The following is a 25,967-nucleotide window of genomic DNA, read 5'->3' on the forward strand; positions in this document are numbered from 1 at the left end:
TTTTATCCCCAACTACAGGTGTTTTCCACATTTTCTTGATATATGCATGACTTGAAATATTATTCGTTAAAAACCAATTGTCCTCCTTGCAGCTCGATCGTGACGGATTGTGAACTTCACTTTTTCCTCGACCCCGACCGGCACCTCGACAGGCAGCAAAATCTTATCTCGCTTCTTCTGCCATTCATGCGTCGATTCAGCCACCGTCCATAAGTGACCTGGAACTTGTTGACGGATGACCGCTTCGACCGGTGTACCTTTCGTATTGCAAATGCTATATTCGTATTCGGTGTACTCGTATCCACCTTCCTTATACTTGCCCGACTTCTTGGCAGTCACTTCGATGTCACACGCTTCTCCTGATTTCAAACGGACTTTTTCACCAACTTCTGTATGCTTAATCGCATATTCACCGATGAACTCCGCACTGCCATCATCCGGATTTGTCCGGTACATCTTAAAAACGCCTGCCGGCAATGGAAAACCGAGTCCATTCTCTGCCGTATTATCAAATTCAATGAAGATGTCTGGATTCGATGTCTGTTCGTTAATTTCATAAATGACACGTGCTTTTGAATTGGCGGATGACAGTAGGCGGAGCTGCTTTTGTTGCCGATCTTCCAAATCGATTTCCCGCGGAAACGTGTACGTATGGAAATCAGAAAAAGCTTCCGTTTTGTGTTGTTCGCGTCTCGACAGTTCAGCACTTTTCTCTTCGTTTTCATTGCCAGCCTTGCTTAGTTTACCAGAAATGAGACGAAGCGTCGCATCATTAAAAGAGACACCCGAATAATTTTTCATCGTCAGCCAACCCGACAAGTCGAAACGATCTCCATGCATGGAAATGACATAATCCGCTTCCCACGAAACACCGCCCGTCAAATACGATACACAAACTTCGTCGCTTCGCTGCTCGGCAACTTTCCAAACGAGCGTCGGCTCCACATGATTCCCGCCTTCCAGTTCCGGGAATCGCAGCTCGCCTTTCGGATTGATAATAAGCTCTTTCGTCTCCACATCCTGCAAGACGATCGGACCATTTCCGCGCAGCAATGTATACTTCCGATCCTGTTTGGCATACGGATCTCTAATTGTCAGCTCATGGCCTAAGTACCTTTCAAAGATCCTTAATTCATCCATTAAATCATATTCATAAACAAGCTCCGATACATCCAAACCCTCGACAATGATGGAGTCGGGCTTCAACTTCCTCGACACTCCAACAAAATGGACGGAATCATTTTCGTCACATTGTGGAATGGAACGTGTATCTTTCACTAGCGCAAAGCCATCATTGTAAACGGTAAGGGAACAGGCAGTCGTCTGGGATTTCGGAATTCGGTTCAGCATAGTAAAACCTCCTATTTGTTTGAACATTCGTTTCCACTTTCCATTGCATATGCTCCCTATACGCTATTCCCTTTTCTCGTGGAATTAATGCGGCGGAGTGGAATAAAGTTTAACACCGCCTTGAGGAAATTCATCACCGACTCTCGGCACTTTATCACCACGCCATCAAAAAACCATCCGCTCAGAAAAAGCGGATGGCCTCATTTCACACTTCCAACACATGGCCTTTCAATTGATCGCGCAAGGACGCTTTCAAGAACTTGCCGACGGATGTTTTCGGAATTTCATCCAAAAATACGACATCATCTGGAACCCACAGCTTCGCGAATTGTCCTTCCAAATAGGAAAGCAACTCAGCTTTCATCGAGTCGTCCCCCGATTTGCCCTCTTTTAAGACGACACAGGCAAGCGGCCGTTCCACCCATTTTTCGTGTGGAACCGCGATTACAGCCGCCTCGAACACGGCTTCGTGCGTCATTAGAGCATTTTCCAAATCTACGGACGAAATCCATTCTCCTCCGCTCTTAATCAAATCCTTCGTCCGATCCATCAACTTCAAATAACCGATATCTGTCATGACGGCGATATCACCCGTGTAGAGCCATCCGTCCTTAAACGCCTCCGCCGTCCGGTCGTCCTTGTAATATTCGCTCGCAATCCAAGGACCGCGTACCGCAAGTTCGCCCATCGTCTTGCCGTCCCACGGCACTTCGCCGTCTTCATTAACAACCTTCACTTCAAGCCCAGGCATGATCAATCCTTGCAACGCCCGGATATCAATCCGTTCATCCATCGGCAAGTCCTCCATGCCGGATGTGTAGACCGACAAACTGACGAGTGGCGACGTTTCAGTCATCCCGTATCCGACGTAGAACGGTACACCGAGCTTCTCTTCAAATGCACGAATCAAGCCTTTCGGCGATGCTGAACCGCCGCTGACAATTCCACGTAGCGTTGAAAGATTACGCGGATTTTGCTCTTGCTCTTTCAAAACTGCAAGCCAAATCGTCGGCACCCCTGCCGTTAACGTCACTTTCTCCTGCTCAATCAAATCTAGCAATAGCTGCGGATTAAAGCCTGGCCCAGGAAGCACTTGCGTCGAACCGTAGAAAACTGCGGCAAACGGCATCCCCCATGCATTGACGTGGAACATCGGCACGACTGGCATGATGACATCGCTTTCACGCAGTCCCATCGCATCCGCCAATCCGAGTGCAAAACTATGAAGGACGATACCCCGATGTGTGTACACGACCCCTTTCGGATTGCCCGTCGTTGCTGACGTATAGCACATTCCGGCAGGTGTGTTTTCATCCAAGTCTTCCGGATAGTCATACTGATCCGATGCCTCCGCTAGCAGCGCTTCATAGGAATGAACATTTTCAAGCGTCGTTTCCGGCACATCCGTGCTATCGCCCATGATGACGATATGCTTCACCGTCTTTAGAAGCGGTGCGAGCTTTTCGAAGTGAGGAAAAAGATTATCATCCACAAGCATGATCTCATCTTCTGCATGGTTGATGACATACGCCAAATGCTCCGGCGCCAGGCGAATATTCACCATATGAAGGATCGCGCCTGTACTCGGTACACCGAAGTACGCTTCCAAATGGCGATGATGGTTCCAACCGAAGGTTCCAACTTTCGTTCCGTGCTTCATCCCGAGTTTCGTCAAGGCGTTCGACAGCTTCCTCGTCCGCTTCGCAAATTCACTGTATGGAATACGATGAATCGTATCCGGTCCCGTACGAGAGATGATCAATTTGTTCGGAAAAAATTGCTCAGCTCTTTTAATGAACGATGACAGTAATAATGGTGTTTGCATCATTTGAATCGCTCCCCTTTTGCGCTTTTATAGTGTGAAACATGTACAACCATTCCCTGCAGTCGCTGTGTCCACCCAATCATATGCGGACAGGCTTTCTGCTATTCCCTCCTAAAGCCCCATATTCTTCGCGATAATCATCTTCATAATTTCATTCGTCCCGGCGTAAATCGAAGCGACCGGAATATCGCGATACCTTCGTGCGATTTTATATTCCTCCATATAGCCGTATCCCCCATGCAGCTGCATGCATTCCCCGGAAATCTCGCGCGCTGTTTCGGTAATCCAATATTTCGCCATAGACACTTTCGTCACAACGTCCTTACCGGCCAGGTGATCTTCGATGAGCGATTCAAGAAACGCTTTTCCGAGCTCCACTTTCGTCGCGATTTCCGCAAGTTTGAACTGCGTATTTTGGAATGAACCAATCGGCTTGCCAAACGCCTCCCGAGATTTCACATAGTCGAGCGTCATTTCTAGCATATCTTCCGAAGCGGTCTGTGCAGACAACGCAACAAGCAGCCTTTCCTGCTGGAGCTTCTCCATCAAGCAGCCGAAGCCCTTCCCTTCTCCGCCAATCAAATTGCCGACGGGCACTCGGCAATCCTCAAAGTAAAGCTCCGCGGTATCTTGCGAGTGCATGCCGACCTTATCAAGCTTCCGCCCTTTCGTAAACCCGGGCAACCCTTCCTCAATCATGAGCAGGCTGATGCCTCGGTGCTTCGGCTCAGCTTGTGGATCCGTCTTAACGACAACGAGGAACAAATTCCCGTTCACACCGTTTGTAATGAACGTCTTTTGCCCATTTACGACATAATGATCGCCGTCTTTGATGGCAGTCGTCCGAATGTTAGCGAGATCCGAACCGGTTCCAGGCTCCGTCATTGCTACGCCTGTAATAAAATCAGCGGTGATGCACCCCGGAAGCCAACGCTTCTTCTGTTCTTCCATCCCGTACGATTCGATGTACGGAACGACGATGTCATTATGCAGGCCTACCCCCGTCAAGCCCGCGCCGACCCGCTCCATCTCTTCCCCGATGATAACCCCAAAGCTGAAATCAAGGCCAAGACCGCCATACTGCTCCTCCACTTGCGGACATAGAAACCCCATTTCCCCGAGCTCCCGCCAAAAACTGACAGGAATGAGCCGGTTCTTTTCCCATTCCTCATAATGGGGAACCGCTTCCTTCGACAGGAATTTCCGAAGCGTCTCCCTGAATAGGACATGTTCATCTGTTTCAAATCGATAACGCGCCATCAAACTACCCCCTCACTTCGGCTGCATCCGGATTGCTCCGTCCAGCCTGATCGTCTCCCCGTTTAATAGTGGATTCGTGAATATGCTTTCAACGAGCCGCGCGTATTCTTCGGGACGACCAAGCCGTTTCGGGAATAACGTCAACTCCTCAAGCGCATTGCGTGCAGGCTCCGGTAGTCCCGCGAAGAGTGGCGTTTCAACTAGTCCAGGTGCAATTGTCATGACACGGATGCCGTATCCAGCGAATTCTCGGGCAATCGGCAAAGTCATTCCGACGACTCCGCCTTTCGATGCGCTATAAGCCGCCTGTCCGATCTGCCCTTCGAATGCCGCCACGGATGCAGTGTTTACGATGACTCCCCGCTCACCGTCCGAGTTTGGTTCATTGCCCATCATGGCGGAAGCCGCCACCCGGATTACATTAAAGGTTCCTGTCAAATTGACACGAATCACTTGTTCAAAACGGTCAAGTACCATCGGACCGCCTTTGGACACAACTTTCCCTGGTGTCGCGATGCCAGCACAGTTGACGACGGCAGTCACCTTTCCGAATACGGACACAGCTTCCGCCACATTCGCTTCAACATTGTCCGGACTCGTCACATCCGTCTTTAGGAATAAAACATTGTCTCCCAACTCGTCGACTAACGCCTTTCCACGTTCTTCATTCATATCGAAAATGGCGACCTTCCCACCTGCCGATACAATCCGCCGAGTCGTCGCCTCCCCTAAACCGGAAGCTCCCCCTGTGACAATCGCTATGATTTCATGCATTTCCATTCGTTCATCCCCCTTTAGATCGATTCCATCCAGACTACGGTGACCAGCCCCTCGAGTCGCTTAGGCCCGCACGACGCGGGTCATGCAGTCGTTGTCGCAGGATGCGACGGTTTTAGACTGCCTTCCGCACAAGGGCAAGAGCGCCTTGTGATCAAGCCTTCCAGCGAACGCTGTTACGAAGAACGGCGTTTGCGAGTAATAGCAAAGCGTTACGAGCACATCTTCGCCCTAATTGTCGGGGCTAAACAGTCACCTTCGCTTTTGAAAGCTACAAACGTTCAATAATTGTTGCGTTCGCCATTCCCATCCCTTCGCAAATGGCGAGCAGTCCGTATCGCCCACCCGTACGCTGCAGTTCCTTCACCATCGACACGAGCAATTTCGTTCCTGTAGCGCCAAGCGGATGACCGAGCGCAATCGCTCCTCCGTTCGGATTCAACCTTTCAGGATCCGCGCCTGTTTCCTTCAACCATGCAAGCGGCACTGGGGCAAATGCTTCATTCACTTCATATATATCCATGTCCTCAATTGAAAGTCCCGCCTTCACTAATACCTTCTTTGTCGCCTCAATCGGACCAGTCAACATCAATGTCGGATCAGAACCGACAACCGTCCGCGCGACAATCCGCGCAAGCGGCTTCAACCCGAGCTCCTCCGCCTTCTTCTTGGACATAAGCAAGACAGCGGACGCACCGTCGCTCATTTGACTCGCATTGCCGGCGGTGATGACGCCATCTTCATCAAATACCGTTTTCAGGCCGGCTAATGCTTCGGGCGTTGAATCTGGACGCGGGCCTTCATCTCTTGCAACGGTTTCCACTTCACCATCGACGTGATTCACAGCAACCGGCACGATTTCGTCATCAAATTTGCCTTCTTCAATGGACCGGATCGCTTTCTGATGGCTTTCGTATGCGAAACGGTCGAGCTCTTCACGTGACAGTCCCCATTGTTTCGCAATGCGTTCCGCGGATAATCCTTGGTTGATGATTTCATGCTTCTCCGTCAGCTTCGGACTCGGTTTGGCGTCCCCCATATTCGAAAACATCGGCGTCCTCGTCATGCTTTCGACTCCTCCTGCAATGACGATGTCCATATCCCCTGAAGCAATCGCTTGTGAGGCGAAATGGACGGCTTGTTGGCTCGATCCGCATTGCCGATCGATTGTGACACCCGGCACGTGGACGGGAAAGCCTGCAATTAAAGCGGCAGTCCTCGCAATATTGCCCCCTTGTTCACCCGACTGCGTGACGCAGCCTAAAATGACATCTTCTATTTCGCTTTTGTCGATTCCCGCGCGTGCCACCAGTTCTTCAAGTACGACTGCCGCGAGCTCATCCGGACGATATTCCGAAAAGCCGCCTTTCCGCCTTGCGACAGCTGTCCGCACCCCTTCGACAATGACCACTTCTCTCATATCGACACCCCGTTCTCTGAATTGATTGATAGTTCATATAGTTATAGCTTACAGGAAAGCGCTATCAATATCCATAGCATTTTCAAGGTCCCTAGGACGGAATCAGTCTCAAGTCGTAGATGAATATCCGCATTGCGCCCGTTTGGACGAGACGATTCCCATTGTAAGATGTAGATACAACGAAAGGAGGAACAACAATATGAAAAAAATTGGTTTAGCGACACTCGGCATAGTGGCAGCAATCGTTGTTCTCGCAAACTTAGGATCGATTTTGGCACTAGCTATTTCCGGCGCGATTGCTTTTGCAGGCTTCCATTATTACAGGAAGAGTGACTCCACATTCCTGAAACTGTTCTGGGGAGTTGTTTTGCTCATCGGATTGGTGACAGCCGTTTCAAACGTCCCTGCATTCATCGGCATCATTGCTTTGCTCGGTGTCTACTATGTATGGCGTAAATGGAATGACCGTAAAGATGACAATGTAATTGAAGCTAAGTATTCCGATGATCCATTCGTCAACTTCGAACGTCAATGGGATGAAATTACAAAATAAGGAGGAAACTACAATGAGTTTATGGAACAGATTGAAATATACGGTGCAAGCGGATTTGCATTCCGTGCTTGATAAAAAGGAAGCGAAAAATCCGATTGCGATGTTGAACCAATATATTAAGGAAGCGGAAAAGCAGACTGAATCGGTCGGCAAGCTGTTGGAGCGCCAAGGGAAATTGAAAGTCGCTCTTGAAAAGGAATTCTCGGAAGCTGAGGCGATGCTAGAGAAACGACGTCGTCAAGCTGAGCTTGCCCGCTCGACTGGTGAAGAGGATTTGGTCGCATTCGCCGAAGATGAAATCCATGCATACGAAACTCGGGCAACGGATTTAGCAGCAAGCATTACGCAATCCTCTGAGGAAATGTTCGCGTTGGAACGGAAATTTGAGGAAATGAAACATAAAGTGAAAGATATGAAAGTCCGCCAGCTGCAATTGATGGGAAAAGAAAACGTCACACGCGCCCATCGCCGCATGGATCAATTCATCTCGCCTGAAAATGGCGACAAGCAAGTTTCAAGCGTCGAGGAAATGAATGCGTATATCGAAAATCTCGGCGGCAAGATCAACCGCGAGTATGAAGTATCATCAATGGAAAGAAGATTGGAATTGCTTGAAAAAAGTACCGCAAACAAAACGGAAATTGTGTAATATAGAAGTGCATGTATATCATTTGCGGGAATTTATGAAAACTTGCCGAGTTTTATGATCACTCACAGGGGTTTATGATCACTCATTGGGGATTATGATCACTCGCAGAGTTTTATGATCACTCACAGAGTTTTATGATCACTCACAGGGATTTATGATCACTCACAAGGATTTATGATCACTCGCAAGGATTTATGATCACTCGCAAGGATTTATGATCACTCGCAAGGATTTATGATCACCCACAGAGTTTTATGATCACTTGCTAAACAGGGAAGGCATCCGCCTTCCCTCTTACATCTGACATCAAGAAGGGGGCATTACAATGAAACAAATGGATACGAATAAGATGACTTTCTGGATTGTGGCGTTTCTTTCGCTTGTCTTCATAGAGGCTACTTTCCTATCGAATGGGAACATCATCTTCCTCCTTCTCGGTGCCGGATTTACGTATTTCGGTTTTAAAAGGCGCTCAAAATGGATGACTTTTTTAGGGGTTTTCTTCATTATCATGGCGCTGATGACATTATGGAGCTTACGCACGCTATTGCTTGCCGGGTTCGTCTATGTGTTATTCCACTTGTGGAAAGGAATGCCCGCGGAGCAGATGATGCGCCCGCTGAGGGAGTTTCAAAAGGAGACGCCAAACGGCATTTGGAAAAATAAATGGTTTTCCGTGCAGGCATCCCCCTTTTCCTCATATGAATGGGAGGATGTGCAAATTCAAGGTTTTTTCGGGGATATCCATGTCGATGTGACCGACACGGTTCTTCCGAAAGGGACGTCTTTCATCGCCATCCGACAAGGTTTTGGGCGCATTAAAATTGACCTTCCTTATGAAATCCCTGTACGCATCCATTACAATACACTGTTCGGCGAAGCGCGGATTCTCGATATTAGTCCAAAGCGGATGATCAATGAAACGCTTCATTATAAAGATGGCTATGATACCGACATCGGAGACCGAGCGGAGCTGATCATCTCCCTCTCTACGTGGATCGGAGATATTGAGGTGGTGCGGAAATGAAAAACTTTTTCGGCCGCAGCCTCTTCTTATCGTTCATTTTCATCGGAATTGCGGCATTATACTTCTATTCCCTTGTCGATGTTCCGTTGAATGAAAGTTGGCTATTCTTCTATGCAATCCAATATGCGAGCGTTCCGTTAGGCGCCTGGATCATTTTCACTTGCATTGCGCTCGGTTCGATCATTGCAGGCTGGATGAGCGGTATCGGCCGTTCTAAGGAGAAAGCGATCGAAGAGCAGCTGACAGGGTTGATTCAACACGATGAGGTTGTAAAAATCACTAAATCGTTTTCCCCTAAGATTGATAGAACACTTGAAGACGTGTCCAATATTTTGACGACACAGCGGAAAAGTTTACAGCGAATTACAGATGAACGCGCGGAGGCGCAAGATAAATTAATACAGGAGCAGATCATACAAGAACGGCAGCGTCTTGCCCGAGAGCTGCATGATTCCGTTTCCCAGCAGTTGTTCGCCGCTTCGATGCTCATGTCCGCCATAAACGAGCGGGAGCACGAAAAGGAAGTGCAAAAGCCGCTTTTACAAGTAGAGAAAATGGTGCAGCAGGCTCAGCTCGAAATGCGGGCATTACTGCTTCATTTGCGGCCAGCTGCTTTGAATGATAAATCACTGGCAGAAGGTCTTGAAGATTTATTGGTCGAATTGAAAGAGAAGGTTTCGTTCAACATCCGGTATCGTTTGGAAGAAGTATCTCTATCTAAAGGTGCGGAGGACCATCTATTCCGGATTGCGCAAGAAACGTTGTCAAATACACTCCGCCATGCGCAAGCAACTGAAGTCGATGTCTTGTTTGTCGAACGTGATGGTCTCGCCATTTTCCGTGTACAAGATAACGGGGTCGGCTTCGAGGAGTCGGACGGCAAAGGCGGTTCGTATGGATTGCAAAACGTGAAGGAACGGGCGATCGAGATCGGCGGCACGTGCAAGATCGTATCAGTCCCTTCGCAAGGTACGATTGTGGAAGTGAAATTGCCGACAAAAAAGGGGGATGAACTCGATGATTCGGATTCTATTGGTTGATGATCATGAAATGGTGCGGATCGGCGTGTCGGCATATTTGCAGACACAACCCGATATGGAGGTTGTCGATGAAGCGGTCAACGGGAAGGAAGCTGTCGAAAAGGCGCTCTCCTTGCGGCCAGATATCATTTTGATGGACATGGTCATGCCGGAAATGAACGGCGCGGAGGCGACTGCTGAAATCATCAAACAATGGCCGGAAGCGAAAATTGTCATTGTTACTAGCTTCCTTGATGATGACAAAGTATATCCGGCTCTTGAAGCCGGCGCAATCAGCTACATATTGAAAACATCGAATGCCAAGCGGATTGCAGAAGCCATACGTGAAACGCTGAAGGGCCAAACTGTGCTGGAACCGGAAGTGACGTCGAAAATGATGCAAAAGATGCGATCCGGCAACGGTCACCGTCTCCATGATGATCTGACGGAGCGGGAATTGGAGATCCTTCTTTTATTGGCGAAAGGAAAAACGAACCAGGAGATCGCAGATGATTTGTTCATCGCCTTGAAAACGGTGAAAACACATGTAAGCAATCTGTTGTCGAAGCTCGAAGTGCAAGATCGAACGCAGGCCGTCATTTATGCGTTTAAAAACGATCTTGTTGATTGAAGGAAGCGCCGCGTGCCCGGAAATGGCGTGCGGTTTTTTATTTACACTTTAATTTTTATCCGAAATGGAAAACTTCGATTGAAAGGAGAAAGCTGACTATAGGTACTAAGTAACAAGATTAGCATAACTTGCGGAGATTGCGCCATAACTTCCATACAAGCAAGAAAAACCTGCCCCACCACCGGATTTCCGATAGATGGGGCAGGTTTTACGTTTATTTATTTCCGCGGTTCGGATCGAATGGGTAGTCTTCGCCCGGATCCGTCGTATTGTAACCGTCTCTGTTTGCTTCGTTCGTTCTCGTTGGATCGTTTTCGTCGAACGCATCTGTCATATTCGAATCTGCCGGATCGGATAATGGCAGTTCATCAGATGGTGTGTTGCCTGTCCGCGGTTCATAATCCTTGCCGGTCGGATAGTCGCTGCCATTGCCGACTGATGGTATATGATCTTCCTTCGATGTTTTGTCTACAGCTTGTTGAGCTTTATTCACGGATTGCTTCGCTTCCCGCTTCATCTCGTTCTTCTCCTGCTCCCACTTCTCTTTGGAAACATCCGCATTTTGCAAACTGCTTTCCATCTTCGTCAAATAGCGGGAAGCATGCTCACGTCCACCTAAACCAAATGCAAGTCCAAACGCCAATGCAACTCCTCCTAGAATGAGGATAAATGCTGCATTGATGATTGCTGGAGCAATGCCGAGCTGGCTTAACGCCATGAAGAATGCGAACGCCAGAATCGCGTATTTTGCTACGTAGCGCAATACGTGTGGAGCACCTGATTGTGTCGTCATGATGCTGCCGACGAATTTTTCGGCAAGGTTTGCGAGCCAGAAGCCGATCGCCAAAATAACGACAGCTGCGACGACCATCGGCAAGTATGCAAAGATGCCTGTAGCAAGCGTCACCATGAAGTTCAAATTCAGAATTTGAAGCGCTTCAACGACGAATAGCAAAATGATCACGACTTGGACAATTGCGCCGATAATTTGCGAGAAAGTAGGCATGGACGCGTTCGAACGCACACCGATCTTTCCAAAAATCGAATTGACACCAAGGTTATCCAATAAGGAAACAACAATTTTCCTAACCCATTTCGCCAAGTAGATGCCTACTAGTACGAGTAATACGGCTACTGCGATTTTCGGCAGCATCGTCATAATGTCGTTCAACATAGCGATTGCTGGCTGCGAAATCCCTTCGAGATCTAAAACTTCCAAGGCAGAAATTGTCACCGGCAGCATGATCAGAACGAAAACGATCGTGCCGATAATGCCCGAAATACTTGTCCCATTCGAGCCTGATTTCAGCTTATGCGAAAATCGGTCGACGCCAACCGATTCAAGCAGCTTCGTCACAATCGTACGGACGATTTTCGCGACAACCCATCCAACTGCAAATATCAATGCCGCCCCGACTAGCTTCGGAATGAAATGCATGAAGCTCGCAAGCATTCCTTCAAATGGGCCGCTAATTCCACTTAGGCCGAGCGCATGAAGAATGGCCGGGACGAATAAGAGCAAGACGACATAAAACGCAATATTCGCAGCCGTCTCAACCCATTTCGACTTGTCGATTTCATCTGGGGATCCCCCCACTTTCGCCACGTACTTATTGAGCTTCATCTTGCCGCCGACTGCCAAAATCACTTTTTTGACAATCAGTGCAAGAACCCAAGCCAACAGCAGGATGAGCCCCGCTTTCAAGATGCTCAGGATCGCTCCGCCGATTCCTGAATACATCGTCATGAACGGTGTAGCGATCATCGATGCATTCATGATGTTAAAGAAGAGAAGGAATGCTAATAGAAGGATTCCGAAGAAGAAGACTTTGCTGATGATCTTTTCCACATTCCATTTTCCTTCTTTGACATCGAGCCTTTCGTTGACTCTAGATTTTTTCAAACGTTTGTGCACCGCATTTTCCACTGCTTTTGCAATGAAAAAGCCGATCAGCAAGACGAGCAACCCAAGAATCAATTCGGGCAGCCAGCTTAGCATATTGGCAAAATACATATCTCTAAACATTCCGTGTCCTCCATTCAATTAGATAGTCTATTTAGGACTATTCCTATAAACGTGGACGTCTAAACCTATAAGTCTATTACCCTTGGAAGAAAACGTAAGATTTACATACAAAAAAACAGAAGAAGGAACAAGATTCTGCTCCTTCTTCTGCTCTTATTAATCCTCTTCCAAATCTAAACGGTTTTTCTTGAACATTTTCGATAGGATTTCGTACACGATCGGCACGACGATCAGCGTCAATAATGTGGAGCTGACCAAACCGCCGATAACAGTGATGCCGAGACCTTTCGAAATCAATCCGCCCCCTGCCCCATTACCGATCGCCAATGGAACGAGAGCACCGATTGTAGCGATTGCTGTCATAAGGATCGGGCGTAAACGCGTAGCGCCCGCTTCGAGTACTGCTTCACGCATTTTCAATCCGCTACGTTCCATCCGGATAATACGGTCTACGAGTACGATGGCATTCGTTACAACGATACCGATTAACATCAACAGACCCATCATGACCGGAACGGAAATCGTTTCGCCTGCGATTAGCAAGCCGACGAATGAACCGATAACTGCAAATGGCAACGAGAAGAGAATCGCAAACGGTGCGACACCTTCACGGAACGTTACAACGAGGATGAAGTAAACAATCGCAATCGCTGCAAGCATCGCAATACCAAGCTGCGTAAATGCTTCTTCCATGTCAGCTGCGACACCGGCCGTATCTACTGCCACACCTTTCGGCAGATCCAATTCGGCAATTGCTTTGTCGACTTCGGAAGTAGCTTTCGAAATATCCGCGTCTACGAGTTTCCCTGAAACAGTGGCATAATATTGTCCTTTGCTTCGGGATAATGTATTAAATGTAGATCCTTCTTCGACCTTCACTAAGTCGGAAAGCTTCATTGTCGTGCCCATTGCCGTAGGAATTTCCTGTTCCAGCATTTCATCAATCGATTTCGGCTGTTCAGCTTCCTTCTGTTTCACGACAACTTCCAATTCATCGCGATCTTTTCCGACCGTCGTGACAACTTCCTGTGTTCTGGACGGGTTAAGCATCATGATGATCTGCCCAGTCGTCAATCCATACTGCAGCAATTCGTCTTGTGTTGCTTTCAATGTGTACTGAACGTATGCATCTTCAGCACTTGAAGAGACATCCTCAATGCCTTTATTCTCTCCCATGACTTCCTCAACTTGCTGAACTGCTTCCTTCAGGCTGCTTAAATCTTCACTATAAAACGTGTAGCTGATTTCATTTGTGGACATACCCATAGAACTGAAATCTTGGCTTTTCCATTCTCCGGACTGGCCGATGTTGAATACATAATCTTCAACCTCTGCACGAGCCCCTTGGAAATCCTCCATATCCGGATCAAAGATAAGATACATGAGCGCACCATTCGAGCCGCCGCCCATCATCGCAGTCATCGGGTCGGCACTGTCCATAATAGATAATTGAACGATGTCTATATCTTTACGTTTCAACATTTCCTTTTCAACGACTTCAACGTTTTCTAACGTTTCATCCTGAAGTTCGCCCGTGGCAGGTGTATACGTAATATACATGACTTTTTCTTCATCACTGCCTAAGAAACTAAAGCCGATTAATGGCATTAACCCTAAGCTGCCAGCCAATAGAACGACAGAAATGATCGACGTAATGATTTTATGATTCAGCGACCAACTTAAAACGCCTTTATACCAGTTCGCCATTTTGCCGGCTTCTTTATGGCGGCTTTCCGTTTTTTCGCCATATAATTTTTTCTTAAACAGGAAATGGGACAATGCCGGGACGATTGTAATTGCGACGAGCAATGAAGCACCGAGTGCAAACGACATCGTCAATGCGAACGGCATGAACAACTCTCCGACCATACCACCCACAAAGATAAGCGGCGCAAATACCGCAACTGTGACGAGCGTCGAAGACATGATCGGCTTAAACATTTCAATCGTCGCTTCGCGAATTAACGCGCGACCCGAAAGTTTTTCCGTTTTCAAATGAAGTCGCCGATAAATATTTTCCACGACGACAATGGAGTCATCGATAACACGGCCGATTGCGACTGTAATCGCGCCGAGCGTCATAATATTAAGCGTAATATCCATCCAATGGAGAATCATAAGCGCCATGAAGACGGAAACCGGGATTGAAATGATGGAAATGATCGTCGATTTGAAATCACGCAAGAAAAGTAAGATGATTAATACTGCTATCAAACCACCGAAAAGCGCTTTTTCAACCATCGTCGAAACGGATTTCTCAATCGGTTCTCCTTGGTCAAGTGATACGTCGATAACTAAGCCATCTATCGCTTTTTCTTCATCTTCCATTAACTTCTTCACGTCGTTTACGACATCGACCGTATTTGCGCGTTGTCCTTTGACAATTTGAATCGCGATCGCATTTTTACCGTTTGTACGTGAAACGGACTTCACTTTGCCGACTTTTTCAATTGATGCGATTTCGCCAAGCTTCACAAATGGCGATGGATTCGCTTCTGACGGTGTGACAGGGATAAGCATGCCCTTCAACTCATCAATCGTCATGAACTTCCCATCGACAGCGACAGCTTCCTCGCCTTCCTCAAATTCAAAAAGGCCGAGCGACACTTCCATATTGCTCGCTTGAATCATTTGCTTTACAGAGTCTTCCTGCAAACCAAATTGAGCCATTTTTTCTTCATTGTACGTTAGCTCTACTTCTTCAATATGCTGACCAGAAATCGTTGCAGACGCAACGCCATCAATTTTTTCGATTTTAGGAAGCAATATATCCTCAACTGTTGAAGTCAATTCAACGATATCTTCCGACGTACTGCTCACGCTTAACGCAACGACCGGCATCATATTCATGCTAATTGCAGTAATGACTGGTTCCTGCGCGCCTTCTGGCAAAGTCAACGAATCCATCGCAGACGCCAATGCACGCTTCGCCTCGTCCATATCTATGCCGTAATCATATTCCACTTGAATGCTAGACATATTGGAAAATGAATTGGAGTAGACAGATTTCACATGATCTAAGTTCTCTACTGCCCTCTCGATAGGGACCGAGACTTCTTCCATAACCTGTTCCGGAGTTGCACCTGGATAGACACCCATGACCATTAAGTATGGTATCGAAATATCCGGCAATGTCTCTGTTTTCATTTGTGTTGCCGAATAAACACCTGACACCGTTATAATAATGGTGAGTAACCATACTGCTAATTTATTCTTTAAAACAAAATTGACTAAGCCTTTCACCCTTACACCTTCCCCTTAATTGACAGTTTCGACTCAATTATTTATACTAATGACTGGTCGGTCAATTGTCAAATGAAATACTAGGAGCGATTCGTATATATGGCAAAAAAACAACTTATTATGGAGAAAGCTTTGGAGCTATTTGCAAAACAAGGATTCGAAGCGACATCCGTTCAACAGATAACTGATCATTGCGGCATTTCTAAAGGTGCTTTCTATTTATCATTCAAGTCGAAAGACGAGTTGATCGTTGGTTTGATTGATCATTTTATGAGACAGTTTACCGCCGATATTGACTTGGTGGTCAGTGAAGAAGGCGAAGAGAATTTATTATACAATTTCTATTACACAACGTTTCAATCTTTCAATAAACACTCTGATTTTGCCAAACTCCTTATGAAGGAACCGGTACAACCTTTCAATGAAGAGCTTTTTTCCAAACTTCATCATTATAATAAATCTCTTGAAAAAGTGATTTTATCAATGATTGAGCGTTTATATGGAGAACGGTCCAATGACCTGAAATATGATTTACTGTTTTGCATCAAAGGTTTCATGAGCACTTATTCAGAGCTGTTCATGATTTATAAATTACCGATCGACATGGAATCGCTCGTCCGATCACTTGTCGAAAAAACTAATTTACTTGCAAAAAACATGACGGTTTTCTTCATTACCGATGAATTGATACAGGTGATTGATCAACCTTTAAATGAAGAGCCTTCTTTAGAGCAAATTATTGAGATTGTGGATAAGAATATCGAAGAGATGGAAGATTCGATTGAAAAAGAGTCGTTACTTCTATTGAGGCAGGAACTGTCAGAACCAACGCTGCACCCGGCAATCATTAAGGGGTTATTGGGCAACATCCAAGACCATCCGCATTGCAAATGGGCCGCTTATTTACTGCGAAAGCATTTTGCAATGAATTAAAAAAAAACGCTTTGTCAGCTATTACAGCTGGCAAAGCGTTTCAATTTATTTATTTCCCAATCGCCCGATTCAAGCCATGAATGACGCCGGCATGCACACCTTCATGCCATAATGAGAATTGAATGACAGCATCGACTGTCCCCATCGTCAACATGTTTCCAATTTTAAGCGGTTCAGGCAGGACTTCTCCGAGCTTGCCTTCCAACGCTTCAACTACACGCGGCAACTGTTCCTGTAGAGCGGCAAGCAATTCTTCCTTCGAAGGGACTTGCCCTTCCCAATTGGCAGGGCTAGTACCGATTCCAAAAAATGTGCCCCATTCACCATGTTGTGGTTCGTAGGATGGTAAAGCTTTTGCAGTGAATTGCTCCAACGTAATATAAATATGACCGGCATTCCAATGGACCGTATTATTGAACCCGTTAGGTTGCTGATCCCACGCATCTTCCTTCGTCTGCGATAATCGCCCTATCGTGTACATTCTTGCCATTTTTAATTGTTCAATCGTTTCCAAATCCCATTCCCCCTTTTCTCCATATTACTAAAGAAAAAGGAAAACGGACATCCTAAGTTAGGAGTCCGCTATTACGTTAAATCTATTGGTTTGTCATTCCTCTTTTGGCTGTTCCACTTTTCACGGGTCTCATTATTGAATTCCCGTGCATCCATCAACCGGAATTCATTGACAAGTGGCTTATTTTCATTATAAGCGGATGGGTCGTCCATGCCCGTTCGGTCTTGCGCGTTTTTGCGAAATTCAATTGTCCAATTCGAGTCGGCAGGATCCGCTAAAGGCAGTTCATGTGTCGGTCCTACTCCTTTTCCAGGATGCAGGATCTTCGGTTCCAAGTCCTTTTTATTCGGATATTTACCATCAACGATTGTCATATGGATTCCTCCTTTTTCTCTCATCAAACACGGAAATCCCGCGCGTGGCGAGAGGTGGTTTTTATCTATACCCTTCACCGCTTATGCACAAACCTCTTTTTTCGAAATAAATTTACAAAGGGAACATCAGCCTATTAATTTCGTCAAAGTTACATAGAAAACAATCGAGAATTTTGCGCGGGGTGATTGTATGCAAAAATGGTTCGGGGCAGTCTTTCCTATTTTGAGCATTTTGCTTTTATTATGGATTGAGCAAAGTGTTGGTGTATCATATGGTGTTAAAACTGTAGCGAAGGTCATACTATTTCTCGCAATCCCTTTGCTGCTTTTCCGTGCGACTAAGTTTCCGTTTCTCCGGTTTCAAAATGCGGATCGAAAGAGCTTACGACTTGCTTTCATTTTAGGAATATCGATCATGGTGCTCATCATCGGTGTTTTCCTTTTATTGCAAAAGCATATCGACATTGCTTCCTTGCGGGACGATTTACTGCAATCCGGAATCACACCTACAGTATTCCCGTTCATCGCGCTTTATATTTTGATCGGAAACTCGGTCATTGAGGAATTCTTTTTTCGAGGATTGTTGCCAAACTTATTTGGCCAGTCCAAAACGCGGTTCATCCTGCCGTCGTTCTTTTTCGCTATTTACCATATCGCGATTTTCCTGCCTTGGTTTACGCTTCCTATTTTAATGCTCGCCGTCGGAGGTCTTTGGGCAGGCGGTCTGATCTTTCAGTTGGTGAATGAAAAATGCCGTACAATCCTGCCGTCTTGGATCATACATATGTTTGCAGATGTCGGCATATTACTTATCGGGGTGTATATCCTTTATTTTTATTGACACGGAAATGCTCTATTTTTTTCGGGTTGCCGATGACGATCAGCGTATCTCCCTTCTGGAACTTCTCACTCAGATCCGGGTTGCTTAGCAGTTCTTCATTTCGTAAAATCGCGACGAGGGTGATTTCAAAATGCTTCTGCAGGTTCGCGTCCTCGATTGTCATTCCGATACACGGTTCCGTATTTTCTAGAACTACTTCCCCTACCATGAAGTCTTTTTTCTCCGAGCGGATCAGATCGTTAATGTAGTCGGTTCCGTTCGGTTTGATGATGGACATCGCCAACTCCCTTCCCCCGATGATGGAAGGGTTGATGACACTTGTCGCACCCGCTTTTTCCAATATATCTTGCGAGTCATCCCGTTCAGCACGTGCTGCAATGACGATATCCTCATTGATGCTTTTAGCAGTCAATGTGATGAACACATTATCTGCGTCATTGGAGAGCGCGGTAATAAGGGCACGCGCTTGACCGACGCGCGCTTGCAGCAATATGGCTTTGTCAGTCGGATCACCGATGATTCGTAAAGTGCCCGGTTCGACAACTTCCATGAGATCACTTTCATTGTCATGGATGAATAAAATCTGAACACCTTCCTCCTTCAGTTGCTTATACACTTGCCTCCCGACGCGCCCAAACCCACAAACGATTATATGATCATTTACATTAGCAATTTGTTTTTCCATCCTTCTCACCCACACTCTATTCGATAATTGCTGTTCAATAAAATAGGAAGCCCCCACGCCTAATGCGTACGTCACAATTCCTGCTCCTAGCGGCACAAGAAAGAGCGCAAACCAACGGCCTTCCTGCGTTGTCGGATAAATATCTCCATAACCGATTGTCATTACGGAAATAATCGTCATCCAAAAGGCATTGAAAGGAGATAAATCTTCAAGAAACATGAATCCGACTGTCGCCACAACGAGCAAAAGCGCCGTTATGCTGATCAAAAAAATGACCCGCTTATATCGCCTATCCAAATCCATCCATCGGCTATACAAACCGGCCACCTCCGTATAAAAGTTTTTCTATTTCTATTCCTTTGCTTGGTCGGTTGTAAACCTATCCATGATTATTAATGAAAAATCCGCATGCACACCAATTTCTTGGCATTGCATGCGGATTCTTTATTTTACCGGCACAGTTACAGTCACCTTGAACAGATCCCCGTCCAAGTCGATTTTCATTGTCCCGCCGTGCATGTCGACGATTGATTGCGCGATGGCTAAACCAAGGCCAGAGCCGTCAGTATGACGCGATGTATCTGCACGTTTGAAGCGTTCGAACAGTTCATCGACATTTTCACCGAGTTCATATTTCGTAATGTTTTTTACGATGAACTCTGCTGACTCTCCTACTTTTCTGAGCGTCAAGTAAACGCGGGTGCCCGGCAATGCATATTTAATCGCATTCACAATCAGATTATCGAGAACACGCCACCATCTTTGGCCGTCCACATAAGCAACGAGCATATCGTCCGGAAGCGTCGTCCGGAAATCGAGTCCCGACTCAGCAATGTCTTCCGCATGCTCAGCAAGTGCTTGTTGGAGCAATTGCGTCAAATCGACACGCTGCTTATGCAGTTCCAGATTGCCGCTCGCCATTTTCGACACTTCGAATAAATCCTCGATGAGCGTCTTCAGCCTTTGCGATTTCTTATCTAAAATGTCGACATATTTCGCACGATCTTCCGGTGTAATTGTTTCATCTTTCAAAAGATCGGTGTACGTGATAATCGATGTCAACGGTGTACGCAGATCGTGGCTCACATTCGTGATCAATTCCGTTTTCAGCCGCTCGCTTTTCGCCTGCTCCGTCATGGACACCCGCACGCCTTCTCGAAGATTGTTCAAATTTTTGGCGTGATCGGCAAGTGGTGAGCGGCCTTCGATTTTAATGTCTTCATTCAGACGCCCCGAAGCCATTTTTTCTGTATCAATGATAATCCGATTCAAGTAAGCAGAACGTCGGATAAAAATATAAAGCGCTGGCAAGCCAAGGAACAGGACACAAAAAATATAAATGATGAAGAAAACCCCATACATGAACATACCAACAAATCCGATTCCCGCCAAGAAAAATCCGATAAGCAGGATGAACGACTGAACGCCGATCGACTTTTTCAGGAACATCTCACGGATTGCTCTAAAGAATTGGAGCGTGAAACTGTTTTTTATGTCCTTCGCCAATACACCTTCCCGCTTCCATCGTTCCACACTGTTCACAAGCTGAAATGCAAGCAACGCTGTCATGAGGACACCGGCAATAAAGAAGGTGCCGAGCCAAATAACCCAGCTTTCCAGCCTTTGTTGCGTAAAGAAGTTCAGCAGATTGTAGGACTCGCCATTGATGAATTCCAATAAAATCAACGCTGACATGAAAAACGCCGCTACTTTTACATCGATCTTTACGTCAGAATACCAATCTGCAATCGGTGTTCCGGTTACCCATTCCTTCTGAAATCTCATGCCTGTTAATAAGGAGATGAGCGCCAGCAAGCCAAGGACCCAAAAAGCATACATGCCATATTTGCCCCTGTTGAAATCCTTATATTGGGCATATAAAGCACCGCCTTTTTCAAAGGCCGCCTTCGGAACGATGACAACTCCTTCAAAAGACTGCACGGGATTTGCCATGGCAGTTATTTCTTCATCGGAAACATGAGCATCTTCGTAATAATTAATATAAGGCGTTGTCCATTCTGAATAGCGTCCCGGTAATGAGTTCGCCTTGAAGTAGTGACTATTTTCATTGAAGCTCTTTTTATAAACAGCAGGCTTCGAAATATCACCATAAGAAAACGTCTCACCAGTATCTACATTCTTTAATTCATAGGCGACATGTAATGAATAGGATTTGTTTTTTATTTCCTTTAAATAATTTTCTAAAACCTTTTCTTTCTCTTTACGGATTTTCGCCTCTACATGGCCATCTTCCTCAAAGTTCTTTCGGATATCTTCCAATTTCATATCCCGTTCTTCAATCAACGTCTGCCTTAATAAGTCATTGTTAGCTTCTTTTGCATCGAAAATTCTTTGTGCGTATTGATCATGGATATTAGCGAGCTGGTCTGCCAATGTGCCATAACGAGTCTGATGCTCTTCAATTTCGCTATCGGATACTGTAATTTTCTTCTTCGCCTCTTCTATGTTGATTGGATTTAGAACAGAAGGACCAATCACATCATAAAACTCGTCTAACCGCCACTTCATATCATCAGAATCGGAAAAGCCCTTTCCGAATAACCCCGTTCCTTGTCTTGCAAATGAAAGACTGGCGAGCAGCACAATCGTAACAAGCGTAGCCCATATGAGTAGAAGTACTTTATTTTTCATCAGGCTGTGCCCCCTCTAATGATGCGCGTGAAATAAGCGATTGCCCGCGAAGAACGTTCCCAGCCGCTTTCAATCATGTCGAGAATGTGAGGGAAACAATATCCAATAGTGACGACTGCAATGCAAATGGAGAAAACTGAAAAAACTATACTCCAATCACTTCTCGATTTTGTATCCAATGCCCCACACCACCTTTACATATCTCGGATTTTTTGGGTCCGCTTCGATTTTCTCGCGAATTTTACGGATATGGACCGCCACAATATTTTCCGCATTATACGCTTCTTCATTCCATACACGCTCGTAAATTTCATTTATTGAAAACACACGCCCCGCGTTTTTCATAAGCAATTCTGTAATCTTGTATTCGATTGGCGTCAGCTTTACCGGTTTCCCATCGACCGATAACTCTTTTGCATCTTCATCGAGCGCCAATCCATCAATCTCAATCTTTTTCTGGCCCTCGTATGTACCGAACTGGACATACCGCCGCAGTTGCGACTTGACGCGAGCCATCAACTCAAGCGGATGGAACGGTTTCGTCACATAATCATCCGCGCCAACAGACAATCCATGGATTTTATCCGTATCCTCCGCCTTCGCGCTAAGCATGATGATCGGAATATTTTGCATCTCACGGATTTTAAATGTCGCCGTAATCCCATCCATGTTCGGCATCATAATGTCGAGGATAAGCAGATGAACTTCATTCGTTTGGAGCAAATCAAGCGCCTCTTTCCCATCCGCCGCTTTTAACACGCTATAACCTTCATTTTTCAAATAGATCTCAATCCCATCGCGGATCTCTTTATCATCATCCGCCACGAGCACTGTGAACTTAGCCATCATCCGCACCTCGCTTTCCTCTATGATACCAATTGTAATGGTTAAATCTTAACAATTCATGATGGGAATTATGAAGAAATTCTTAAGATGGCTGTTGTTAGGCTTAAGATTGTGTCTGGTAAATGGTTTAGTGGTGATAAAGTCGGTATGAGTGGTGATAAACTAGCCCTGAGCGGTGATAAACCGATGAAAGTCGGTGATAACTGCCTGAGAGTCGGTGATAAACTCTGTCAAGTCGGTGATAACGTCTTGCACACCCGAGATAAACTCTCCTCCACGTAAAAAAGCTGCTCATCAGTATCCCCTGATGAGCAGCAACGCATATTCCCTACCGAGCAAATCGATATTGCACAACCGATACAACAGCAATCGCTGCCCAAACGACCGCACTTGCCACCCCCAACACTATCAATCCATTCGAAAAGGAGAATGCAAAGTTTTTTGTAATGACTGCAAGTTCATTGGACACTATTTTCGGAACGGCGAAGTATTGGAATGGCTGGTAAGGCGCCCAAGGGGACGCAACCATTTGCGATGATGAAAAAGATGAAGAAGAAATAGTGGCTCCTTCGCCTCAAACGACCGAGGTGGAGAATGAGGAGGAGGCTGAAATCACTTTTAAACCCGACCTTCAAGCATACTACGACAATGACAGTGTTTGGATGTCTTATGACAAGCATTGCTGGGAATCTGCGGATAAAAAGTGTTCATTGAAGCCGACGCCTGCACAGGAAATGTTAGAACATGAACGCGCCAATCAAGTTAAGCCTGGGGAGGAAATTAGATTTCGACTCTCTGTGACTCCTGAGTTAAAGGATTTCCCACAACCTAATGCATATGAAGTGCTCATCCATAAAGACGGCGAAACAACAACTGTGGAAGTGAACGGCGACACAGCAAAAGTGCCCACGGTCGAAGGAAGGTATTTCATGTCCGTCAAAGCGATATGGAGTGACGATGTGAAAGGTGAAGCGGTTTATGCGTTTTTATTGTCGGTGAAAGAGGAGTAAGCGAATGAATAATCATCTCCCAGTTGAACAAGCTTTGCATATACGGGAGGTGAACTGACTTGGCAAAAGAAAAGAAAATCAAAAAAGGCAATACGCTGGATCGTGAGGAATTTGGGTATGGATTCGATATTAGTCCTGATGATATGGACGTCATCGGGAAGAACGACAACGTGAAAAATAAAAACAACAAGACGGAAGAAGACCGAACCGACCAAAAGCGCCCGCCTACGAATTGGTAAATACTTATTGATTTCTCCGAATCAAACGACTATAATCATTTCAACTACATCTTACTAAAGGCAATGAGAGGGAAAAGTAAAAAGAGGATGTCGCCTAGAGAGCTTCTGACGGTGGAAATGAAGCGGACAAATCTTTTGAACATGATCCTTGAGCCGCGCACTGAACGTCTTTGGACTAGTAGGATGCGACGAGAGTTGGCGCTTGTTATCCACGTCAAAGTATAACGCTTTTTTGGCGTGTACTTTTGAAGGCAATTAGCGTTAGCTAGTTGTGAAGTAAGGTGGTACCACGGGTTATAAACCCCGTCCTTATCGGTTTTTATCGATAGGGACGGGGTTTTTTATTTTATTCAGAGGAGGAAATTACATGAGTGTATTCATTGGAGGGGCTTGGCCGTATGCGAATGGGTCGCTGCATCTTGGACATATTGCAGCATTGCTGCCGGGGGATATTTTGGCGAGGTATTACCGGTTGAAAGGTGAGAAGGTTCTTTACGCTTCGGGAAGTGATTGCAATGGGACTCCTATTTCGATACGGGCGAATGCCGAAGGAGTGTCTGTTAAGGAAATTGCGGACCGTTACCATACGGAATTTATAGTTTGTTTTTCGAGATTGGGATTCTCGTACGACATATACACGCGGACAGACGGAAGGTTTCATCATCAAGTTGTCCGGAATGTATTTTTAACGTTATTGGACCGCGGTTTTATTTTCAAAAAGGAAGTGGAACAAACATATTGTGAGTTTGACGAGCGTTTTCTTCCCGACCGATTTGTCGAAGGGATTTGCCCATATTGCGGAAGCCGAGCGCGTGGCGATCAATGCGACAATTGTGGTTCCATTTTAGATCCGCTTGATTTAACGGAGCGCACATGCAAGCTTTGTGGGAATGAACCTACCGTTCGGAAGACAGAGCATTTTTATTTCGAATTAAGCGCTTTTCAAGATGAACTTGAACAATATGTTACGGATGCGAAAGCTGAAGGAAGATGGCGGGAAAACGCGATCCATCAATCTGAGCGTTACTTACGGGAAGGCCTTCGTGACCGTGCCGCTTCAAGGGATTTGGCGAACGGTGTCGGCATTCCTGTCAGAGGCTATGAGGATAAGAAAGTGTATGTGTGGATCGAGGCGGTGACGGGCTATTATTCCGCGAGCCAGGAGTGGGCCGCATTGAACCGCACCAATTTTGAAGAGTTTTGGAATGAAGATACAGTCTCCTACTATGTGCACGGCAAAGACAACATCCCCTTCCACACGATTATTTGGCCAGCCATTCTAATGGGGATTGGCAAAGAGGACGCATTGCCGACGCATGTCATTTCCAATGAATATTTGACTTTGGAGAAGCGAAAATTGTCGACGAGTCAAAACTGGGCAGTTTGGGTGCCGGATATTTTGGAACGTTATCATCCCGATTCATTACGGTATTTTTTGACCGCGAATGCACCGGAAAACCGGGATGCCGACTTCTCGTGGCGGGAGTTCATTTATAGCCATAACTCGGAGCTGCTAGGTGCATACGGGAATTTCGTGAACCGGACGTTGAAATTTATCGATAAGTCGTTTGACGGGGTTGTGCCCGTTGCAGTGATTAATGGAGAAATTAAAAAGACCGTTGTGCAGCTTTACCGCATTGTCGGCGAGCGCATCGAGACGGGGCATTTTAAAGAAGCGATCGAAACGATTTTCGATTTCATTCGACGAGCTAATAAATACTTCGACGATGAAAAGCCCTGGATTCAGATCAATGAGGATGAAGCGGCATGTGCACGGACGATGGCAACATGTGTATATATTATTGCAAACTTAGCCCAGCTCCTCTCCCCTTTCCTACCGTTTTCAAGTGAGGATGTGCAAACGATGCTTAAACTGCGAAAACCCGAATGGAAGGAAATCGAACTCGGAGAATTGACATTGGCATATGTGAAGCCGCTGTTTGAACGAATTGATGTTGGGCAAATCGATGTTGAATTGGAGCGGCTGAAGGAGCAATCTTCAAAACAGGTATGATTTATGGCCTTCTCATATTTTGAGAGGGCTTTTGATTGCCTACTAAATGGTTGAACGTTGATAAAGATAAGCTGAGTAG

22 protein-coding genes and 1 other annotated feature are annotated in these 25,967 nt (G+C 46.0%); of the genes, 10 read left to right on the forward strand and 12 right to left on the reverse strand.

Going from position 1 to position 25,967, the window contains the following annotated elements; all coding sequences use genetic code 11:
- Window positions 1–66 precede the first annotated feature (66 nt).
- From ACTHPA_RS02415 to ACTHPA_RS02435, 5 genes are all read right to left on the reverse strand, one after another.
- Window positions 67–1,350 (reverse strand): DUF4139 domain-containing protein, encoded by a 1,284-nt coding sequence (locus tag ACTHPA_RS02415; protein ID WP_440498463.1) that lies wholly within the window; start codon window positions 1,348–1,350, stop codon window positions 67–69.
- A gap of 205 nt (window positions 1,351–1,555) precedes the next feature.
- Window positions 1,556–3,178, reverse strand: a complete 1,623-nt coding sequence (locus tag ACTHPA_RS02420) for a long-chain fatty acid--CoA ligase (RefSeq protein ID WP_440498464.1) — start codon at window positions 3,176–3,178, stop codon at window positions 1,556–1,558.
- 108 nt (window positions 3,179–3,286) lie between these two features.
- Window positions 3,287–4,435, reverse strand: coding sequence for an acyl-CoA dehydrogenase family protein (locus ACTHPA_RS02425; protein ID WP_440498465.1), 1,149 nt, complete (start codon window positions 4,433–4,435; stop codon window positions 3,287–3,289).
- A gap of 12 nt (window positions 4,436–4,447) precedes the next feature.
- Entirely contained in the window at window positions 4,448–5,215 is a 768-nt protein-coding gene (locus tag ACTHPA_RS02430) for a 3-hydroxyacyl-CoA dehydrogenase (RefSeq protein WP_440498466.1), read from the reverse strand.
- 268 nt (window positions 5,216–5,483) lie between these two features.
- Window positions 5,484–6,632 carry a thiolase family protein gene (locus tag ACTHPA_RS02435; protein ID WP_440498467.1) on the reverse strand — a complete coding sequence of 383 codons (1,149 nt, stop codon included), beginning with the start codon at window positions 6,630–6,632 and terminating at the stop codon, window positions 5,484–5,486.
- Between the two features lie 199 nt (window positions 6,633–6,831).
- On the opposite strand from ACTHPA_RS02435, the gene ACTHPA_RS02440 reads away from it, so the two are divergent.
- The 5 genes from ACTHPA_RS02440 (at window position 6,832) to ACTHPA_RS02460 (ending at window position 10,511) form a co-directional block, all read left to right on the forward strand.
- Window positions 6,832–7,185: a lmo0954 family membrane protein gene (locus ACTHPA_RS02440; protein ID WP_440498468.1), complete on the forward strand. Its 354-nt coding sequence runs from the start codon at window positions 6,832–6,834 to the stop codon at window positions 7,183–7,185.
- Between the two features lie 13 nt (window positions 7,186–7,198).
- The gene (locus tag ACTHPA_RS02445) at window positions 7,199–7,834 is read left to right on the forward strand and encodes a PspA/IM30 family protein (RefSeq protein WP_440498469.1); all 636 of its coding nucleotides are present in this window, start codon (window positions 7,199–7,201) and stop codon (window positions 7,832–7,834) included.
- Between the two features lie 325 nt (window positions 7,835–8,159).
- On the forward strand, window positions 8,160–8,861 hold the full coding sequence (gene liaF / locus ACTHPA_RS02450; RefSeq protein WP_440498470.1) for a cell wall-active antibiotics response protein LiaF: 702 nt from the start codon (window positions 8,160–8,162) through the stop codon (window positions 8,859–8,861).
- The gene (locus ACTHPA_RS02455; protein WP_440498471.1) at window positions 8,858–9,901 is read left to right on the forward strand and encodes a sensor histidine kinase; all 1,044 of its coding nucleotides are present in this window, start codon (window positions 8,858–8,860) and stop codon (window positions 9,899–9,901) included. The genes liaF and ACTHPA_RS02455 overlap by 4 nt, the downstream gene beginning before the upstream one ends.
- Window positions 9,879–10,511 carry a response regulator transcription factor gene (locus ACTHPA_RS02460; protein ID WP_440498472.1) on the forward strand — a complete coding sequence of 211 codons (633 nt, stop codon included), beginning with the start codon at window positions 9,879–9,881 and terminating at the stop codon, window positions 10,509–10,511. The genes ACTHPA_RS02455 and ACTHPA_RS02460 overlap by 23 nt, the downstream gene beginning before the upstream one ends.
- Before the next feature lie 214 nt (window positions 10,512–10,725).
- On the opposite strand, the gene ACTHPA_RS02465 is transcribed toward ACTHPA_RS02460, so the two are convergent.
- Both ACTHPA_RS02465 and ACTHPA_RS02470 read right to left on the reverse strand, forming a co-directional pair.
- Entirely contained in the window at window positions 10,726–12,537 is a 1,812-nt protein-coding gene (locus ACTHPA_RS02465; RefSeq protein ID WP_440498473.1) for a mechanosensitive ion channel, read from the reverse strand.
- Window positions 12,538–12,693: 156 nt separating this feature from the next.
- Window positions 12,694–15,780 carry an efflux RND transporter permease subunit gene (locus ACTHPA_RS02470; protein WP_440498474.1) on the reverse strand — a complete coding sequence of 1,029 codons (3,087 nt, stop codon included), beginning with the start codon at window positions 15,778–15,780 and terminating at the stop codon, window positions 12,694–12,696.
- Window positions 15,781–15,879: 99 nt separating this feature from the next.
- Here ACTHPA_RS02470 and ACTHPA_RS02475 point away from each other — a divergent pair, with 99 nt between their 5' ends.
- The gene (locus tag ACTHPA_RS02475) at window positions 15,880–16,713 is read left to right on the forward strand and encodes a TetR/AcrR family transcriptional regulator (RefSeq protein ID WP_440498475.1); all 834 of its coding nucleotides are present in this window, start codon (window positions 15,880–15,882) and stop codon (window positions 16,711–16,713) included.
- Between the two features lie 49 nt (window positions 16,714–16,762).
- On the opposite strand, the gene ACTHPA_RS02480 is transcribed toward ACTHPA_RS02475, so the two are convergent.
- A complete protein-coding gene (locus tag ACTHPA_RS02480; RefSeq protein WP_440498476.1) occupies window positions 16,763–17,227 on the reverse strand; it encodes a DinB family protein in 465 nt (154 codons plus the stop codon).
- A gap of 71 nt (window positions 17,228–17,298) precedes the next feature.
- Window positions 17,299–17,601 carry a hypothetical protein gene (locus ACTHPA_RS02485; protein ID WP_440498477.1) on the reverse strand — a complete coding sequence of 101 codons (303 nt, stop codon included), beginning with the start codon at window positions 17,599–17,601 and terminating at the stop codon, window positions 17,299–17,301.
- Window positions 17,602–17,791: 190 nt separating this feature from the next.
- Between ACTHPA_RS02485 and ACTHPA_RS02490 the strand changes: the two genes are divergently transcribed.
- Window positions 17,792–18,442 (forward strand): CPBP family intramembrane glutamic endopeptidase, encoded by a 651-nt coding sequence (locus ACTHPA_RS02490; RefSeq protein ID WP_440498478.1) that lies wholly within the window; start codon window positions 17,792–17,794, stop codon window positions 18,440–18,442.
- On the opposite strand, the gene ACTHPA_RS02495 is transcribed toward ACTHPA_RS02490, so the two are convergent.
- From ACTHPA_RS02495 to ACTHPA_RS02505, 3 genes are all read right to left on the reverse strand, one after another.
- Window positions 18,411–19,445 (reverse strand): potassium channel family protein, encoded by a 1,035-nt coding sequence (locus ACTHPA_RS02495; RefSeq protein ID WP_440498479.1) that lies wholly within the window; start codon window positions 19,443–19,445, stop codon window positions 18,411–18,413. The genes ACTHPA_RS02490 and ACTHPA_RS02495 overlap by 32 nt on opposite strands.
- Before the next feature lie 126 nt (window positions 19,446–19,571).
- A complete protein-coding gene (locus ACTHPA_RS02500; protein ID WP_440498480.1) occupies window positions 19,572–21,779 on the reverse strand; it encodes an ATP-binding protein in 2,208 nt (735 codons plus the stop codon).
- Between the two features lie 156 nt (window positions 21,780–21,935).
- Window positions 21,936–22,625: a response regulator transcription factor gene (locus ACTHPA_RS02505; protein WP_440498481.1), complete on the reverse strand. Its 690-nt coding sequence runs from the start codon at window positions 22,623–22,625 to the stop codon at window positions 21,936–21,938.
- Window positions 22,626–23,185: 560 nt separating this feature from the next.
- On the opposite strand from ACTHPA_RS02505, the gene ACTHPA_RS02510 reads away from it, so the two are divergent.
- The 3 genes from ACTHPA_RS02510 to metG all read left to right on the forward strand — a co-directional run bounded on the left by ACTHPA_RS02510 (window position 23,186) and on the right by metG (window position 25,888).
- On the forward strand, window positions 23,186–23,635 hold the full coding sequence (locus ACTHPA_RS02510) for a hypothetical protein (protein WP_440498482.1): 450 nt from the start codon (window positions 23,186–23,188) through the stop codon (window positions 23,633–23,635).
- 59 nt (window positions 23,636–23,694) lie between these two features.
- Window positions 23,695–23,874: a hypothetical protein gene (locus tag ACTHPA_RS02515; protein WP_440498483.1), complete on the forward strand. Its 180-nt coding sequence runs from the start codon at window positions 23,695–23,697 to the stop codon at window positions 23,872–23,874.
- Window positions 23,875–23,928: 54 nt separating this feature from the next.
- Window positions 23,929–24,188, forward strand: a binding site (T-box leader).
- 53 nt (window positions 24,189–24,241) lie between these two features.
- Window positions 24,242–25,888, forward strand: coding sequence for a methionine--tRNA ligase (gene metG / locus ACTHPA_RS02520; RefSeq protein WP_440498484.1), 1,647 nt, complete (start codon window positions 24,242–24,244; stop codon window positions 25,886–25,888).
- The last annotated feature ends 79 nt before the right edge of the window (window positions 25,889–25,967 follow it).

This window comes from Sporosarcina sp. SAFN-015 (assembly GCF_051966875.1).
Classification (GTDB): Bacteria; Bacillota; Bacilli; order Bacillales_A; family Planococcaceae; genus Sporosarcina.

Excerpts from the sequence above, each read along its gene's own strand:
- ACTHPA_RS02505 (WP_440498481.1), bottom strand. The coding sequence starts at position 22,625 with ATGGCTAAGTTCACAGTGCTCGTGGCGGATGATGATAAAGAGATCCGC.
- ACTHPA_RS02490 (WP_440498478.1), top strand. The coding sequence starts at position 17,792 with ATGCAAAAATGGTTCGGGGCAGTCTTTCCTATTTTGAGCATTTTGCTT.
- metG (WP_440498484.1), top strand. The coding sequence starts at position 24,242 with ATGAGTGTATTCATTGGAGGGGCTTGGCCGTATGCGAATGGGTCGCTG.
- ACTHPA_RS02425 (WP_440498465.1), bottom strand. The coding sequence starts at position 4,435 with ATGGCGCGTTATCGATTTGAAACAGATGAACATGTCCTATTCAGGGAG.
- ACTHPA_RS02415 (WP_440498463.1), bottom strand. The coding sequence starts at position 1,350 with ATGCTGAACCGAATTCCGAAATCCCAGACGACTGCCTGTTCCCTTACC.
- ACTHPA_RS02455 (WP_440498471.1), top strand. The coding sequence starts at position 8,858 with ATGAAAAACTTTTTCGGCCGCAGCCTCTTCTTATCGTTCATTTTCATC.
- ACTHPA_RS02440 (WP_440498468.1), top strand. The coding sequence starts at position 6,832 with ATGAAAAAAATTGGTTTAGCGACACTCGGCATAGTGGCAGCAATCGTT.
- ACTHPA_RS02435 (WP_440498467.1), bottom strand. The coding sequence starts at position 6,632 with ATGAGAGAAGTGGTCATTGTCGAAGGGGTGCGGACAGCTGTCGCAAGG.
- ACTHPA_RS02485 (WP_440498477.1), bottom strand. The coding sequence starts at position 17,601 with ATGACAATCGTTGATGGTAAATATCCGAATAAAAAGGACTTGGAACCG.
- ACTHPA_RS02460 (WP_440498472.1), top strand. The coding sequence starts at position 9,879 with ATGATTCGGATTCTATTGGTTGATGATCATGAAATGGTGCGGATCGGC.
- ACTHPA_RS02475 (WP_440498475.1), top strand. The coding sequence starts at position 15,880 with ATGGCAAAAAAACAACTTATTATGGAGAAAGCTTTGGAGCTATTTGCA.
- ACTHPA_RS02465 (WP_440498473.1), bottom strand. The coding sequence starts at position 12,537 with ATGTTTAGAGATATGTATTTTGCCAATATGCTAAGCTGGCTGCCCGAA.
- ACTHPA_RS02430 (WP_440498466.1), bottom strand. The coding sequence starts at position 5,215 with ATGGAAATGCATGAAATCATAGCGATTGTCACAGGGGGAGCTTCCGGT.
- ACTHPA_RS02445 (WP_440498469.1), top strand. The coding sequence starts at position 7,199 with ATGAGTTTATGGAACAGATTGAAATATACGGTGCAAGCGGATTTGCAT.
- liaF (WP_440498470.1), top strand. The coding sequence starts at position 8,160 with ATGAAACAAATGGATACGAATAAGATGACTTTCTGGATTGTGGCGTTT.
- ACTHPA_RS02420 (WP_440498464.1), bottom strand. The coding sequence starts at position 3,178 with ATGATGCAAACACCATTATTACTGTCATCGTTCATTAAAAGAGCTGAG.
- ACTHPA_RS02500 (WP_440498480.1), bottom strand. The coding sequence starts at position 21,779 with ATGAAAAATAAAGTACTTCTACTCATATGGGCTACGCTTGTTACGATT.